Consider the following 15,442-nt stretch of genomic DNA (forward strand, 5'->3'; position numbering starts at 1 on the left):
TTAAATAACCATCCCGTAAAGTAAGTATCTTACTGAGAAGGGATGATTATTTTTATGAAAAAATGGACAGCACTATTATCGGTAGTAACCTTATCATTAGGTTTGGCTGCTTGTAACGAAACCGCAACTCCGGTGCAAGAAAAAGAGGTAACGGAAACTAGTAAACTCACTTTACAAGAAGTATATGACAAGTCAATGAAAGCCTCAAAAGAGCTAAAAAGCGTAAAAGGTTCGATAGATATGAAACAGACAATGACTATTCCAAGTGAAGAAATGACTTTGGATATTCAATCAGTGATGGATATGGAATATATAATAGAACCTATGCAAATGCACCAAAAGGGTACAACTACTATGTTGGGCGTTGGTGAAGGTGGAGAATCTCAGGAGACTGAGATGGAGACTTATATTACAGAAGATGCCATGTATATGTATGAAGGCACCACTGCACAATGGATGAAGTTTCCTCAGGAAATGGTAGACCAAATGTTAAGTACTACAAAACAAACTGATCCTGCAACTCAACTGCAGCCTTTACAAGAGTATTTAGAACAAGTGGAATTTGAACAAGACGATGAAAATTATATTTTAACACTTGAGGGTAGTGGGGAAGAGTTTACGAGTCTTGTGCAAGATCAGGTAGATGAAGCACTTCAAAGTCTAACTACAGAAGAAAATGTTAACTTAGACTTTGCTATTCATTCGATTGAATACTTAGTTCATATTGATAAAAAATCATTCCAAACGAACAAATTAGATATGATTATAGATATGGACATGACAATAGAAGGCGAAACGGTGAACATGCAATTGAATGCTAAAACCAACTTCTCTAATTTCAATGAAATAGATGAGATTGTCGTTCCTCAAGAAATTATTGATGGTGCAACTGAACTTTAAATGAATAGTTTACATTTAAAAGGCTATTGTAATTGTTGCGAAAAATCAACAATTGCAGTAGTCTTTTTGAATTAGGGGCAGAATGTAGTAAAATAGAATAGGACTAAAATAGATTGAAACGGCATATACGTGTATGGTCAATTGAAAATCATTTTCATCTAATCGTTGACTTAAATGGTCGAGATGCTATAATTAAACTGTCACTAATTGATAATGATTTTCAATACCGTCTATATACAAAAAGAATGACAAGGATAGTTTTGAAGGTCTCTAATTATGCAAAGTCTTAGTAGAAAAAGTTTGTATCACCAACTACTGCTGGGACGTTTGATGCAACTAGATTAGGAATATCGATAATAGTATTTGCTAATACATAGTACTTATATTTGTTCCGCTAGTTGGGCTAGTGTAGGGAAGATTTTATCTTCAATATATAATAAAATATTTACTCAGTGTTGAGAATAATTTTCAATAGCATCTGAGAATAAAAGAAATATGGGGTTTAAAATGAGACTGTGGATGCTGATTGTTACAGTAATCATCCTGTCAGTAATTTCGCTATTTATTGGTGCGATTGACATAAAGCCAAGTGATTTGCTTAATTGGGAATCATTAGAAACACAAATTTTCTTAATGAGTCGTTTACCAAGATTATTAGCTATAATTTTAGCTGGCGCAGGGATGGGTATTGCAGGTTTGATAATGCAAAGTTTAAGTAGAAACAAATTTGTATCGCCAACAACGGCTGGTACGTTAGATGCAGCAAAACTAGGGATTATCATATCAATGATGTTCTTTACAGGTATGTCATATATTGGACAAATTGCTTTTAGTTTTGCATTTGCTTTAATAGGTACATTTATTTTTATGCAGTTGCTTGAACGAATTAAGTTCAAAGATGCTGTGTTTGTACCACTTATTGGTATTATGTACGGAAATGTTATAGGAGCACTATCTACTTTCCTAGCGTATGAAGGGAACATGCTACAAAATGTTGATGCATTTTTTCAGGGGAGCTTCACGCTAGTTGTTTCTGGACGCTATGAGCTTCTTTATGTAGCTGTACCAGCAATTATTATTGCTTATATTTACGCCAATAAATTTACCGTAGCGGGTATGGGTGAGGATTTTGCTAAAAATCTCGGCTTAAGCTATCGTACGGTATTGAATATCGGGTTAATTATTGTTGCTGTTATTTCGACGACAGTCATTTTAACTGTGGGTGTTATCCCGTTTTTAGGATTAATAGTACCAAATCTTGTTTCCCTTTATTTAGGGGATAATTTACGTAAAACAATACCACACACCATTTTTATGGGTGCAGCATTTTTATTGTTCTGTGATATTATTAGCCGCTTAATCGTACATCCATTTGAAATTCCGGTAAATACAACTGTTGCAGTAATCGGTAGTGCGATCTTCTTAATTATGTTGTTTAGGGGGAAAGCATATGCGAAAAAATAGTACGAAGTTAATTTTATTATCGGTTATTGCGCTCATTTTTATGATGTTATTTGCCTTTTACGATATTCAAGGTGGTTTTAGTTATGCATTTCCAAAACGTTTAGAACGAATGTTTGCGATGATTATTACAGGTACTGCAATCGCTTATGCAACAGTTGCGTTCCAAACCGTAACCCACAATAGGCTATTAACACCATCGGTTATGGGTATTGACTCCATGTACAATATAGTTCAAACGATTATTTATTTTGCCTTAGGATCATCTTCTATTTTTGTTGTAAGCCGTTATTTAAACTTTGGAGTATCAATTATTGCTATGGTTTTGTTCGCTTTAATTTTATATCGCTTCTTATTTCGTGCAGATAAGTATCCGATTTTCTTATTGCTATTGGCAGGTATGATCATCGGTACATTGCTTGGAAGCTTAGTTACCTTTATGCAAGTAATTATTGATCCAGTAGAGTATGAAAGCTTACAAGCTAGATTGTTTGCTAGCTTTATGAATGTAAAAACAGAATTGTTATTTTTATCAGCAGGTATTTTAGTATTAGCATTTCTTTATGGCACACGCATATTACATAAATTAGATGTTATGGCTTTAGGGCGTGATAATGCCATGAACTTAGGTATTGACTATGACAAGATGGTTTTACGAATTCTAATTTTGTCATCGATTTTAATAGCAGTATCGACAGCGTTAGTAGGACCAATTACGTTTTTAGGGTTAATCGTTTCCAACTTAGCGTATCAATATTTTGCTACATACAAACACTCGGTTTTAATTATAGGAGCAAGTTTAATTAGTATCATTGCATTAGTCGGCGGTCAATTTTTAGTGCTACACGTATTTAATTTAACGACAACGATTAGTGTAATTATTAACTTTATCGGCGGTCTTTACTTTATTTACTTATTACTAAAGGAAAGTAGGAAAGCAGCATGATAGAAATTAAAGGGCTCTCTAAAAGCTTTGGGAAAAAAATTGTAGTTGAAGATGTTACTTTAAAAATTCAATCAAAAGCCATTACGTCCTTTATTGGACCTAATGGTGCGGGGAAATCAACGTTATTGTCAATGGTAAGTCGTTTGTTAGATGCGGATACAGGTGAAGTATTGTTAGACCAATCAGATGTAAAGAAAATGAAATCAGATAAATTTGCGAAGCGTGTTGCAATTTTAAAGCAATCAAATCATTTAAATATTCGTTTAACTGTTCGAGAGCTTGTAGCCTTTGGTCGGTATCCTTACTCAAAAGGGCGTTTGAACGAAGAAGATAATAAGTTTGTGGATCAAGCGTTGGAGTATATGAATTTAACTGATATGCAAGATAAGTTTTTAGATGAGCTTTCAGGTGGACAAAAGCAGCGCGCATTTATATCTATGGTTATTGCGCAAGATACTGAATACATTTTACTGGATGAACCATTAAACAATCTAGACATGAAGCATTCTGTTCAGATCATGAAAATTCTACGTAAATTAGTAGATGATTTAGGGAAAACAGTAGTTATCGTATTGCATGATATTAACTTTGCCTCTGTTTATTCAGATCGTATCGTTGCGTTAAAGGATGGTCGTTTAGTAAAAGATGGTCCAACAGATGAGATTATCAACTCAGATTCTTTACGCGAAGTGTATGATATGCATATTCCTGTTCAAGTGCAAGATGGCTGTAGAATCTGTGTCTATTTTAATTCGCATAATTAATTTTAAGAAAGTAATTGACAATTGAAGCAAACTAAACTAGAATTTGGTTTAGTTGATTGAGAATGATTTTCATTATCATTTTCAAAATGAAAGAGTTTTATTAGGAGGAGAAATTTAGTATGAAGAAGTGGAATATTATAACTGCTGCAGCATTAGCATTAATGTTAGCTGCTTGTGGATCAGAAGAAACAGAGACACCAAAAGCAGGTGACACCAACGAAGCAAGTGAAACAGAAAAAGAAGTAGTGGAAGAGTCAGCGTTTCCAATGACAGTATCTTCGTTAACTACTGCTCGCGAAACAGAAGAAGGTGCTTCAGTTACTTTTGAAGACATTACGTTAGAAGAAGAGCCAAAGCGCATCATCTCTTTGGACTATGGTTTCTTAGATACACTTGACGCACTAGGAGTTGAAGGTATCGTAGGTGTAGCAGCTGGTGGTGGTAAAGGGAATATTCCAGAACACTTAAAAGAAAAATATGCACCAAGCGATGAAATTGCTGATGTTGGTACATTAAAAGCAATCGACTTCGAAGCAGTTGCAGCTGCAAACCCAGATATCATTTTTATGTCAGGGCGCCAAACTCCATTCTATGAAGAGTTAAAAGAAATTACACCAAATGTGGTATTTATCGGTTCCGATAATTCGAACTATATTGATGCAGTTTATGAAACAGTTGACTTAGCCGCAAACATGTTTGGTAAAGTTGAAAAAGGTGAAGAGTTAAAAGCTGAATTACAAGAAAAAGTTGATGCTGTAAAAGAAAAAGCAGCTGGCTATGAAAATGCATTAGTTGCAATGTATAACGACAAAAAAATCTCTGGCTTCGATAATAGTGCAGAATCTCGTTTCGCATATGTGTACAATGATTTTGGTTTCAAACCAGCAACAACTGATATTAAAGCATCTTCCCACGGGTCTGACTTTTCTTATGAGTCATTACTTTCTGTAGATCCAGAAGTATTATTAATCGTTGACCGTACAGTTTCGGATGTAGAAACGATTAAAGCAGATATCGAAAATGATATTATTAAACAAACACGTGCTTATAAAGAAGGTAAAATCGTATACTTAGACGGTACGAACTGGTACTTCTCAAGCAACGGTGTAACAACTGAGGCAGCTAAACTACAAGAAATCTTAGATGAATTAAAATAATCCATTCTAAAGAAGAGCTATCCTATTCGTGTATACGAGTAAGGTAGCTCTTTTCTTGACTATAATAGAAATCAAATTAATCTATTTTACCAATCAGATGGAAAAGTAGTTTTTTCTTAGGTGAGTTTTTAGCTGTATTCATTGTACAACCTAAAATTTTTAACATATAATTTGGTTAATGGATAGGAGGGTTTTTGTTATGAGGAAATGGTTTTATCCACTTAGCCTAGTAACATTATTAGGATTTGCTGTCCTGTTATTATATTTCAGTTCGAAAGAAATAGCGCAGCTCGACTATCAGATGTCCCAGTTGTTTGGTGATAATAAAGTGATTGGATTATTCCATTACTTAGGGGAAACTAAATTTATTGTATTTATAACGCTTATATTAATTATTTATCTATGGTTTCGGTCAAGAAACTATCGGGGAATGCTGTTTGTTGTACTTTCCATAGGATTTGGAAATGTTCTAAATCAAATGCTCAAAAAATGGGTTGAAAGAGAACGTCCGGATGTTCCACAACAGATAGAAACCTTTAGTTTTCCGTCCGGGCATGCGATGGTTGGACTTTTATGTTTGTTTACGATTGCTTACTTTTTAACAGAGCATCAATCGAGTAGACTAAAACAGGTTCTAATCTGGACAATCACCATATCTATCACCATGATGGTAGGGCTATCTCGTATTGCGGAACATCGACATTATGCTTCAGATGTAATAGCTGGATGGATGATTGGATATTCTTGGTTTGTAATCGTAGCATTGTGGTATGAATATAGAAACAGAGTTTTTAAAAAGTATACACAGTAAAAACCTTTCCTTGTTGGAAAGGTTTTTTTAAGAGGAGTGAGATACATGTTTGAAATACCAGAGGAGCTTGTTAAACTTGGGGTCGAACGTATAGCAGGATTTCCTGTTGAAGGATTTGTTAAAGGGAAGGGACCAAAAAAACCAAGTATTTTACTAATAGGTGAAGCTCCTGGAGAGAATGAAGCGATAAAAGGAGTGCCATTTATCGGTAGAGCTGGTGACGAGTTAAATAAGTCATTAGAAAGTATTGGATTGACCCGAGAAGACGTATACATGACAAGCGCAGTTCGCAGCCGTCCATATGTGTGGAGAGAAAAGAAGACACGAAATGGCGAGTTAATACAAAAAAAGTATAATCGCCCACCTACTCAATTAGAAGTAGTGGCACATGCACCAATATTAGATTATGAAATAAAAAATATTGTGCCTCATATTATTGTTACGTTAGGAAATGTTGGTTTACAACGTTTATTGGGAAAAGATGCAAAGGTATCTATATTGCATGGTGAATTGCTTCATAGACCAATACGGCATTTGAAATCCCTGGATTCTGCTGAATTTATATGGTCTGCTGAAAGTTATATGATAATTCCTACCTACCATCCAGCCTCTGTGTTTTATAGACCGTCCAATCGAGACTTTCTCAAGCAGGATTGGGATAGTATTGGAAATTATTTATCGAATAGGAGTTTTTGATTTTATCTTAGACGAATTAAAGGACTCTTAATTGACTAATTGTATACCTTTGTATACAATATTGATATAGTATACAAACGTATACAAAGGAGGCGTTGATATGAGAAGTGAATCACATCCTAGAGGTAGACATGGTCACCATGACGAACATCATCGTGAAGGACGACGCAGAGGAAGACCAGAACAAGTAGATATAGAGAAAAAACACGGTGCTAAAACGTTCCGACGAGGTAGAGCATTAGCATTTTATGATCTGATGAATATGAAGTCCAATGCATTAAAGAAACAACTAGAAACTCCTGAATTACAATCAATTAATCCAATTATAGTTGGTGAATTGAAGGCAGTAGAAACACTAATGGAAGAGTTTGCACAGCTATTTGAACTATATGAAGTAGAAGAAACAACTCAAGAGATTGTTAATGAAGAGAAGTCAATTGATACACATAGCTAAAGAGACAGAATATACAGAGATATTTTAAATGGAGGAATGGAAATGTTAGTACAAATTCGTAAATGGACAGTGACAGAAGGAAATGCTGATAAAATTCTAGAACGCTTTAATAAAAAACCAGATCAAGGTCCATCGTTAATTGAGCAACGTGAAGGTTTCATCGGGCGTGAGTTATTAGTGAAAAATGTTCGTCGCGGTGAAGAAGAAGTATTAATGATTGTTCGTTGGGAATCAGAAGAGGCTTGGAAAGCATGGGAAAAAAGTCCAGAGCATATTGCGGGGCATAAAAAGAAAATTAAAGAACATGGTGGAAAACCACCGCAGCCTGAATATGTAATTGCTATGGAGCACGGTAGTTACACTGTTGTGGAATAGAATAATAGCGGTTTTCACGTAATAAAAATACTTATATTAAAATCTAGCATTGGATTAAGTGTCTCAAACACTTTTTCTGATGCTTTTTTAAAAGATAAGAAAGGATAAAAAAATGTAGCGTGAACACCGGGTTCATGGGACTTGAAATAATGAATAATACAGCTGATTTCCGTTTCAGGTGGAGTACAAAGGCTAAGTGCGCCACGTCGCGATCGCAACGCCTTCGTGACCAACATCCTGTTGGCCTCCGCAGGGTGAGCGATAAGCCATCACCGCCGCTCCGCGTTCGCCTGAGATGTCTTATCTGTCTCACTGATCCTGCCGGAGTCGCCACCTTCCCCTACAATCAAGCAGTGTGTACTACTCCACTAGAAGATTTAGTCAACCTTATCGCTTAGATAATAAGATTGTTCAAATTTTAAAGAGTGATCAAATTATTTGTAATCGCTTTTGAATTAGAAATGCTATTATTTGATAAGAGATGAAGGAAGTAGAATTTCTATTATATAAGTGGAAGTATAGAGAAATAGTAAGTGTTTACCTTATAAAGAAGCGAAATAGCGAACGAAATTGCATCTTCGGGGCCCACACGATGTGGGTCAGGCAGTCGTTGCGAAATGTTTTTTTATTTTGCGACGAGCTTTGCGCAGGAGCGCCACGATGTCGCGTACTTAGACTGTCATCTTCTCTATGAATGGGGAAGTATCTTTTCTCTAGTTATCCAAAAATGCACTTACCTGTTTTTAAGAGTTATAAAAGGACGCCGGACAGAAAAAGTAAAACTTCATTCCGTGGGGGCTTCATCCCCACGGAATGTTAGTTGAACCATTCGGGCTTTTTACGGGCAGTTATCTCCCACTTATGCTTTTTGTCGCTTAGGTCAAACATTTAAATGGGAGTGTACTGCCCGTTAAAACGGGACTAACGCTATAAGATTACCGGAAAAATGGATGCTAGTTGGTTGTGACGGAGGTCACAACCAACTAGCATCTCTAAAAATTCACTCGGTAATCATATAGCAAACATGTCTGTCCAAAGCCCTTCGAGAAGGATAGAAATAGGTTTTGAACTTAAAGGACCGGGCGTCTTTTTGCTCGGTTTTTCTTATTTAGAAGAAGTAGATAGGAGGAAGTTAAAACTTTAAAACGACTTGTTATAGGTTAAATCTAGCTCAGTTAGGCAACAAATTGAGGAGCAGGATGTTTCTTTTAAAGGTTTCAAGAAATTTTCCAATTGATCATAGGTAAAAAAATAATGTTTTCGTTAGTTGAAAAGAGTTGCACGAAGGAAACATTTTGCGTATAATAAATGAAAATCGATTAAATAGAAAGAAGTTGGGTCAATGGATGGAAATGTAGCTTTTGCTTTGTTACTTACATTATTTGCTGGTCTTGCAACAGGGATTGGTAGTCTGCTATCTTTATTGACATCTCGCACGAATACAAAATTTTTATCAGTTGCATTAGGTTTCTCAGCGGGTGTCATGATTTATGTATCCTTAGTAGAGATTTTCGTGAAGGCTAAGGATTCTCTCGTAGCAGAACTTGGAGCGACTAATGGGTATTGGATGACATTAGTTGGTTTCTTCGGTGGGATGGTAGTAATTGCGGTAATAGATCGATTAATACCTACTCTTGGTAATCCCCATGAGGTTAAAAGTGTAGAAGATATGGATGTAAAGTTAAGCAACCCAGAGCATACCAAATTGATGAAAATGGGTGTTTTCACAGCTCTTGCCATAGGAATTCATAATTTTCCTGAAGGAATTGCAACCTTCGCATCTGCTTTGCAAGATCCCAATTTAGGTATTGCAATTGCTATTGCGGTAGCAATTCATAATATTCCAGAAGGGATTGCGGTAGCAGTACCAATATACTTTGCAACAGGAAGTCGAAAAAAAGCCTTTAAATTATCCTTCTTATCTGGTTTAGCTGAACCAGTTGGAGCATTCGTCGCTTATTTAATACTGATGCCTTATTTAAATGGAGTAGTATTTGGAGTAGTATTTGCAGCAGTAGCAGGAATTATGGTCTTTATTTCATTGGATGAATTACTACCAGCAGCGAAAAAATATGATGAAACTCATTTATCTATTTACGGAGTCGTTGCAGGAATGCTCGTAATGGCCCTAAGTCTTGTATTATTAGCTTAACAATAAAAAAAGGCAGTGTAGCTTCTCTTAGGAGAGAGTAGCTAGCACTGCCTTTAATAATTGATCGGAAACGTATAAAAACTTCAACCTGTAGAAAACTTTCTGTAAGTATACTTACTTCACCGCTTAACGAGTAGGTTCAGCGTTTTTTACCGAAACAATTGTTCCTGTACGATTCATAGGTACTGCGACGAGGTTGAAATCTGGGAACTGTCCTTTTAACTTAGAGATGAATTCTACTTCTGTTCCTTTTTCAACAAGCGACAGGAGGGTAGGTCCTGCACCACTTATACAAGTTCCATATGCACCTGCATTTTTAGCAGCGATTTTTATATCCTTACTCTGTGGGATTAAATCGAGTCGGTATGGCTCGTGAAATAAATCCTGTTCCATATAAGTTCCAGCTTGTTCAAATGCTTGTGATAGAAAGGCTGCAGTTAACAAATTTGCGGTTGCACTTGCCTGTGCTGCCTCTAGACGAGTATAAGTATCTGGCAATGCTTGTCTTGCCTTAGCAGTTTTTAACTCGAAATTTGGGATAAAAAGAACAAATGATGCATCGATATGATTGGCATGAAATACATTTATCTCCCCATTCTCTGCATTAGAGGAAATGGTAAAGCCCCCATAAATGGAAGCAGCTGCGTTATCAGGATGTCCCTCCATTATAGTCGCAACTTTTAATTTGTCTTGGGTAGTTAGGTGTAATTCCATGACTTGGTTGGCTAATTCAACCCCAGCGACAATGGCAGAAGCACTGCTCCCCATACCACGTGCTAGCGGAATTTCACTCTTCACTCTCACTGTGCATGGAGGAAGTGAAAAACCGTGTAGCTCAGCAGTTTTTTCAGCAGCTTGGACAATTAAGTGATCCTGTGGGTTTGGAACATCGGGAAGATTATCCGTTAAATTAATGATTTTCCAATCAGATCCTAATTCGACTTCAAGCTCTAAATATTTATCTAGGGCGATACCGATGGAGTCAAATCCTGGTCCAAGGTTCGCTGTACTTGCCGGTATTGATATACACCAAACCATTATGCCAGCACCTCCTCGATAAATGCACGTAGAGCTGGTGCATTACTTTCTAGTTTATGTGGCTCAGCAACTTTTACGTCAATTGCAGTTTGTGGATCTTTTAAACCGTTGCCAGTTAATACTGCAACTACTTTGCTTCCTGCTTTAATTTTTCCGTTTTTTACTGAACGTAATAGACCTGCGATAGAAGCACATGAGCCAGGTTCTGCGAAGACACCCTCTCTACTTGCAATTAGTTTATACGCTTCGATAATTTCATCATCCGTTACAGCTTCGATGACACCATCAGATTCATCACGTGCTGCTTCTGCGCCTTTCCAGCTAGCTGGATTACCGATACGAATTGCAGTAGCGATTGTTTCAGGGAATTCGATAGGTTTTCCTTGTACGATGGCAGCAGAGCCCTCAGCTTCAAAGCCAAAGATTTGAGGTAGACCTGTTTGTTTTTTCTCGTTATATTCTTTAAACCCTTTCCAGTAAGCAGTAATATTACCTGCGTTTCCTACTGGTATTGCTAGATAGTCAGGTGCAGTACCTAACACATCGCAAATTTCAAAAGCTGCTGTTTTTTGCCCTTCAATACGATAGGGGTTAACAGAATTCACTAGTGTAATTGGAGATGTTTCGCTTATTGCACGGACCATATCAAGCGCCACATCAAAGTTTCCTTCTATTTGAATAACTTCTGCTCCGTACATATATGCTTGAGCTAACTTCCCGGCTGCTACTTTCCCTTCTGGAATAACAATAACTGCTCGCATTCCAGCACGAGCTGCATAAGCAGCTGCCGCAGCTGAAGTGTTACCTGTAGAAGCACAAATAACTGCTTTACTTCCTTCTTCTTTTGCCTTTGCAACAGCAAACACCATGCCTCTATCTTTAAAAGAACCAGTGGGATTTGCTCCTTCTACCTTTACGTATAATTCGATGCCTAATTCTTTTGATAAATTCTCCAGCTTAATAAGAGGCGTATTACCCTCCAGTAAAGTCAATTTAGGGGTATTTTCTGTTACTGGTAGAAACTCTTTATACTCTTCTATTAATCCTTGCCAAGCCATGATGTATTCCGCCTCTCTGTTCTTCTTGAAGAAACATATGTATTTGTATAAAGGACATTTTACTCTAATAAAGTGTAAAAAACAAGATAAAATTTATATTGTAACTTTGTTGTACCTTGCGTATACTAAACAAGTAAACTAAAAACTTTACAGGTGTAAAGACAGGGGTTGGATATACAGCTATGAAAGAACAAAAAAAGATATCTAAAAATAAACTATTGGGGATTGCAGGGCTTGCATGGATGTTCGATGCAATGGATGTTGGAATACTATCATTTGTAATAGCAGCCTTAGCAGTAGACTGGAATTTATCTCCAGAACAGATGGGGTGGATCGGGAGTGTCAACTCTATTGGGATGGCAGTAGGAGCTCTCGTATTTGGAGTTTTTGCAGATAAAGTAGGCCGAAAAAAAATATTTATGATTACACTACTGATGTTCTCTATCGCAAGTGGACTGTCCGCTCTAACGACAACATTAGCTGCATTTCTACTTTTACGATTTTTTGTAGGAATGGGACTCGGAGGAGAACTTCCCGTAGCATCAACATTAGTATCTGAAAGTGTGGAAGCTAAAGAACGTGGAAAAGTAGTGGTTTTATTAGAAAGTTTTTGGGCGGCAGGATGGATTATTTCCGCAATAATTGCCTATTTTATAATTCCTGATTACGGCTGGAGGGTTGCTTTAATAATCACAGCATTACCAGCATTTTATGCAATTTATTTGAGGATAAAATTACCCGATTCCCCAAAATATACGGAGAAAAAATCGGAATCTAGAAGTATTATGCAAAACATGAGTGAAGTTTGGTCAAAGAAATACGCGAAGCGAACATTAATGTTATGGATTGTTTGGTTTACAGTTGTGTTTTCCTATTATGGAATGTTCTTATGGCTACCAAGTGTTATGGTCATTAAAGGATTCACCCTCATTAAAAGTTTTGAATATGTATTAATCATGACCATAGCTCAATTACCAGGTTATTTCTCAGCAGCATGGTTAATCGAGAAGGCGGGAAGGAAATTTGTGTTAGTCACCTATTTATTGGGAACTGCGGCAAGTGCATTCGTCTTTGGCTCTGCAGAGACAACAACATTATTGATGGTTTCAGGAATTCTTTTATCATTCTTTAACCTTGGGGCATGGGGAGCGTTATATGCTTATTCCCCAGAGCAATATCCAACAGTCATTCGAGCAACCGGTTCTGGTATGGCTGCCTCTGTTGGGCGTATAGGAGGGATTTTGGGACCATTGTTGGTTGGAACTCTCGTAATGCGAGGCTATGAAATCGGTTATATCTTCACCATTTTCTGTATTGCAATCGTTATTGGAGTATTAGCAGTATTGTTCCTAGGTACGGAAACAAAACAAGTAGAATTAGAATAGATGCAGGAGGCTGGGACATAATTAGTTTCAGTTTACGCAAAAAGAGAAATTGCACAGTGCGATTTCTCTTTTTACATTTTATTTTGAAAATATCCTACGAGACGTTATCCTCGTACCGCGTATTTTCTTAAATTTGTGGCCATGAATGCGACCCCAATTTCATTTTCAATCCACGACTTTCCACGAAATTGTACAAAACATTGGCGAAACAGTTCTTTCATATCTGGATGTACACGGAAACGGTTAATAGTGCGCCTCGTATGATGCTAAAACTGATTTTATGTGGGTACACACAATCCACTTTTTCAGGTCGTAAAATGGAGGATCTGATGAAAGATAGTATTCGCATGATGTGGCTAGCCCAAGGGTATGAGATGATACGATAGGCAACCTGTATGATGAATGAAAGGAGCGAAAGCTTCATTTGGAATACTTTCGACTAAATGGTGGATGGAAAAGGCAATATCATTTTTTTGTAATTTCACTTCTAAATCTAGCGGTAAAATGAGTTGATTCATGTTATAATTTTTAAACATAAGGACACTTCTTTCGTTTAGAATTTGGTAGTAGGATACTAAAATTTTAACAGAAGATGTCCTTTTTTGTTGCCTGAAATTATGTAGAGATTAACTGAATATAGAAGAAATATTAGTTGTGCGGAGTGAAGGCGGCGACTCCCAGGGGACAAGCGCGTGGGAGAGACTACAGGCTCGACCCGTGCCCCCAGGAAAGCGTCCGCCGTAACGGAGAACAACGGCTACGAAGTAGACATAAAAATAAAGCAGTTCAAATTTTACTCATCGTAAAATTTGAACTGCTTTTAATTTTGAGGTGGGTTTTGTCCGAGCCTCTTTTGTTTTGCCTGCAGGTGAAAACATAGTAAAATGGAATAATGGCTAAACTAATGGGGAACAAGAATTTCTAATGACCGCACCGATTAAAAAATACCGAACAACATAGGAGTATACCAACATGAATAACAAACAGCTGACCGCACAGCAAGTAATAGACTTAATTCCTACTAATGCAGATATTATTCTTCCACTTACAAATGGAGAACCACATAAACTGTTGGATATTTTAGAGGATCATGCTCATCAATTGAATAATGTAAGAGTCCATCAATTGCTTGCATTACAATCTAGGGAGTATATGAATGGCGCCTTTCCAGGACAGCTACATCATGTCTCTTATTTTTTAAGTGGGGCGACAAGAAAACAGTTTCATCAAGGATTGGTGGACTTAGTTCCAAATCATTTTCATGAAATGCCACGTATATTAAAAAGCTCTACAAATCTGTCGGTGATTATGGCTGTAGCTTCGCCAATGGACGAGTTTGGTTACTTTTCCTTGGGGACACAGGCAGATATAGTGAGTGAATTTATCGGTACAGTCCCGTTTATATTAGAGGTGAACCAACATATGCCTCGTACATTTGGTCAAAATCAAATCCATATTAGTCAAATTGCCGGATTTGTTGAAAATAATCGTCCTTTATTCGAGGATGTTGCAGTTCCTATTGGCGAGAAGGATATTAAAATAGCTGAGTATGTAACGGATACGATTAGAAATGGGGACTCTCTGCAAATTGGTATTGGCTCTATTCCAAATGCCGTAGTGAGCTTATTAAAAAGTCATCGTCATTTAGGCATTCATACTGAAATGTTCGTCGATGGAATTGTGGATTTAGTACAAGCAGGAGCTATTGATGGAACACAAAAGTTTACGAATAAAGGGAAAATCATTGCTACATTTGCCCATGGATCAAAGAAAATGTATGACTTCCTTGATAATAATCCCGCTGTGGAGTTTTTACCTGTAAGTATTGTGAATGATCCTCGAGAAATTGCCAAGGAAGAGCGTATTGTTTCGATTAATGCGACTACAGAGGTCGACTTATTTGGGCAATGTGCATCCGAAACGGTTGCCGGAAATTACTATTCTTCTACAGGAGGACAGGCAGACTTCGCTCGTGGTGTACGTTTTGCTAAAGAAGGGAAAGGGTTTGTATGTATGACTTCTACAGCTAAAAATGATGAAATATCTCGTATAAAGCTTAGTCTAAGTCCAGGATCAGTAGTAACGACATCTAAAAATGATGTGGATATGATTGTTACGGAGTACGGTGTAGCTAAAATGTTCGGAAAGCCAATTTCAGAACGTGCGAAACAACTTATATCGATTGCTCATCCTAAGTTTAGAGAAGAGTTAACATTCGAAGCGAAAAAAATGGGGTTTATTTAAA

General features: G+C 37.0%; 14 protein-coding genes and 3 pseudogenes. 14 read left to right on the forward strand and 3 right to left on the reverse strand.

Going from position 1 to position 15,442, the window contains the following annotated elements:
* Positions 1-54 precede the first annotated feature (54 nt).
* The 11 genes and pseudogenes from MKY37_RS12690 to zupT all read left to right on the forward strand — a co-directional run bounded on the left by MKY37_RS12690 (position 55) and on the right by zupT (position 9,716).
* Positions 55-900 carry a DUF6612 family protein gene (locus MKY37_RS12690; RefSeq protein ID WP_340777617.1) on the forward strand — a complete coding sequence of 282 codons (846 nt, stop codon included), beginning with the start codon at positions 55-57 and terminating at the stop codon, positions 898-900.
* Between the two features lie 270 nt (positions 901-1,170).
* Positions 1,171-1,271, forward strand: a pseudogene (locus tag MKY37_RS22395) (ABC transporter permease); the annotation flags it as partial.
* Between the two features lie 136 nt (positions 1,272-1,407).
* Positions 1,408-2,364 (forward strand): ABC transporter permease, encoded by a 957-nt coding sequence (locus MKY37_RS12695; protein ID WP_340777619.1) that lies wholly within the window; start codon positions 1,408-1,410, stop codon positions 2,362-2,364.
* On the forward strand, positions 2,351-3,307 hold the full coding sequence (locus MKY37_RS12700; protein WP_340777621.1) for an iron chelate uptake ABC transporter family permease subunit: 957 nt from the start codon (positions 2,351-2,353) through the stop codon (positions 3,305-3,307). The genes MKY37_RS12695 and MKY37_RS12700 overlap by 14 nt, the downstream gene beginning before the upstream one ends.
* Positions 3,304-4,071 carry an iron ABC transporter ATP-binding protein gene (locus tag MKY37_RS12705; RefSeq protein WP_340777623.1) on the forward strand — a complete coding sequence of 256 codons (768 nt, stop codon included), beginning with the start codon at positions 3,304-3,306 and terminating at the stop codon, positions 4,069-4,071. Before MKY37_RS12700 ends, MKY37_RS12705 begins: the two co-directional genes overlap by 4 nt.
* A gap of 119 nt (positions 4,072-4,190) precedes the next feature.
* Entirely contained in the window at positions 4,191-5,228 is a 1,038-nt protein-coding gene (locus tag MKY37_RS12710) for a siderophore ABC transporter substrate-binding protein (protein ID WP_340777626.1), read from the forward strand.
* Between the two features lie 199 nt (positions 5,229-5,427).
* The gene (locus MKY37_RS12715) at positions 5,428-6,039 is read left to right on the forward strand and encodes a phosphatase PAP2 family protein (protein ID WP_340777628.1); all 612 of its coding nucleotides are present in this window, start codon (positions 5,428-5,430) and stop codon (positions 6,037-6,039) included.
* 45 nt (positions 6,040-6,084) lie between these two features.
* On the forward strand, positions 6,085-6,735 hold the full coding sequence (locus MKY37_RS12720; protein ID WP_340777629.1) for a uracil-DNA glycosylase: 651 nt from the start codon (positions 6,085-6,087) through the stop codon (positions 6,733-6,735).
* Between the two features lie 100 nt (positions 6,736-6,835).
* On the forward strand, positions 6,836-7,189 hold the full coding sequence (locus tag MKY37_RS12725) for a hypothetical protein (RefSeq protein WP_340777632.1): 354 nt from the start codon (positions 6,836-6,838) through the stop codon (positions 7,187-7,189).
* A gap of 42 nt (positions 7,190-7,231) precedes the next feature.
* Entirely contained in the window at positions 7,232-7,564 is a 333-nt protein-coding gene (locus MKY37_RS12730; protein ID WP_340777635.1) for an antibiotic biosynthesis monooxygenase family protein, read from the forward strand.
* A 1,342-nt stretch (positions 7,565-8,906) separates the two neighbouring features.
* Positions 8,907-9,716, forward strand: coding sequence for a zinc transporter ZupT (gene zupT, locus MKY37_RS12735; protein WP_340777637.1), 810 nt, complete (start codon positions 8,907-8,909; stop codon positions 9,714-9,716).
* A gap of 126 nt (positions 9,717-9,842) precedes the next feature.
* Here the strand turns inward: zupT and thrB are convergent, their stop codons facing one another.
* A complete protein-coding gene (gene thrB, locus MKY37_RS12740) occupies positions 9,843-10,754 on the reverse strand; it encodes a homoserine kinase (protein WP_340777640.1) in 912 nt (303 codons plus the stop codon).
* On the reverse strand, positions 10,754-11,812 hold the full coding sequence (thrC, locus tag MKY37_RS12745; protein WP_340777642.1) for a threonine synthase: 1,059 nt from the start codon (positions 11,810-11,812) through the stop codon (positions 10,754-10,756). The genes thrB and thrC overlap by 1 nt, the downstream gene beginning before the upstream one ends.
* Positions 11,813-11,994: 182 nt before the next feature.
* Here thrC and MKY37_RS12750 point away from each other — a divergent pair, with 182 nt between their 5' ends.
* Together MKY37_RS12750 and MKY37_RS12755 are read left to right on the forward strand one after the other, a co-directional pair.
* On the forward strand, positions 11,995-13,197 hold the full coding sequence (locus tag MKY37_RS12750; protein ID WP_340777644.1) for an MFS transporter: 1,203 nt from the start codon (positions 11,995-11,997) through the stop codon (positions 13,195-13,197).
* 254 nt (positions 13,198-13,451) lie between these two features.
* A pseudogene (locus MKY37_RS12755) lies at positions 13,452-13,562 on the forward strand (transposase); the annotation flags it as partial.
* Positions 13,563-13,568: 6 nt separating this feature from the next.
* Here the strand turns inward: MKY37_RS12755 and MKY37_RS22400 are convergent.
* Positions 13,569-13,733 (reverse strand): annotated as a pseudogene (locus tag MKY37_RS22400) (IS5/IS1182 family transposase); the annotation flags it as partial.
* 436 nt (positions 13,734-14,169) lie between these two features.
* Here MKY37_RS22400 and MKY37_RS12760 point away from each other — a divergent pair.
* Complete coding sequence (locus tag MKY37_RS12760; RefSeq protein WP_340777647.1) at positions 14,170-15,441, forward strand: acetyl-CoA hydrolase/transferase family protein; 1,272 nt, start codon at positions 14,170-14,172, stop codon at positions 15,439-15,441.
* The last annotated feature ends 1 nt before the right edge of the window (position 15,442 follow it).

Origin of the sequence: Psychrobacillus sp. FSL K6-2836 (assembly GCF_038003085.1) — a bacterium.
GTDB lineage: Bacteria > Bacillota > Bacilli > Bacillales_A > Planococcaceae > Psychrobacillus.

What these genes read in the sequence shown, in the direction of transcription:
- MKY37_RS12690 (WP_340777617.1), top strand. Translation starts at nt 55, where the DNA reads ATGAAAAAATGGACAGCACTATTATCGGTAGTAACCTTATCATTAGGT.
- MKY37_RS12695 (WP_340777619.1), top strand. Translation starts at nt 1,408, where the DNA reads ATGAGACTGTGGATGCTGATTGTTACAGTAATCATCCTGTCAGTAATT.
- MKY37_RS12700 (WP_340777621.1), top strand. Translation starts at nt 2,351, where the DNA reads ATGCGAAAAAATAGTACGAAGTTAATTTTATTATCGGTTATTGCGCTC.
- MKY37_RS12705 (WP_340777623.1), top strand. Translation starts at nt 3,304, where the DNA reads ATGATAGAAATTAAAGGGCTCTCTAAAAGCTTTGGGAAAAAAATTGTA.
- MKY37_RS12710 (WP_340777626.1), top strand. Translation starts at nt 4,191, where the DNA reads ATGAAGAAGTGGAATATTATAACTGCTGCAGCATTAGCATTAATGTTA.
- MKY37_RS12715 (WP_340777628.1), top strand. Translation starts at nt 5,428, where the DNA reads ATGAGGAAATGGTTTTATCCACTTAGCCTAGTAACATTATTAGGATTT.
- MKY37_RS12720 (WP_340777629.1), top strand. Translation starts at nt 6,085, where the DNA reads ATGTTTGAAATACCAGAGGAGCTTGTTAAACTTGGGGTCGAACGTATA.
- MKY37_RS12725 (WP_340777632.1), top strand. Translation starts at nt 6,836, where the DNA reads ATGAGAAGTGAATCACATCCTAGAGGTAGACATGGTCACCATGACGAA.
- MKY37_RS12730 (WP_340777635.1), top strand. Translation starts at nt 7,232, where the DNA reads ATGTTAGTACAAATTCGTAAATGGACAGTGACAGAAGGAAATGCTGAT.
- zupT (WP_340777637.1), top strand. Translation starts at nt 8,907, where the DNA reads ATGGATGGAAATGTAGCTTTTGCTTTGTTACTTACATTATTTGCTGGT.
- thrB (WP_340777640.1), bottom strand. Translation starts at nt 10,754, where the DNA reads ATGGTTTGGTGTATATCAATACCGGCAAGTACAGCGAACCTTGGACCA.
- thrC (WP_340777642.1), bottom strand. Translation starts at nt 11,812, where the DNA reads ATGGCTTGGCAAGGATTAATAGAAGAGTATAAAGAGTTTCTACCAGTA.
- MKY37_RS12750 (WP_340777644.1), top strand. Translation starts at nt 11,995, where the DNA reads ATGAAAGAACAAAAAAAGATATCTAAAAATAAACTATTGGGGATTGCA.
- MKY37_RS12760 (WP_340777647.1), top strand. Translation starts at nt 14,170, where the DNA reads ATGAATAACAAACAGCTGACCGCACAGCAAGTAATAGACTTAATTCCT.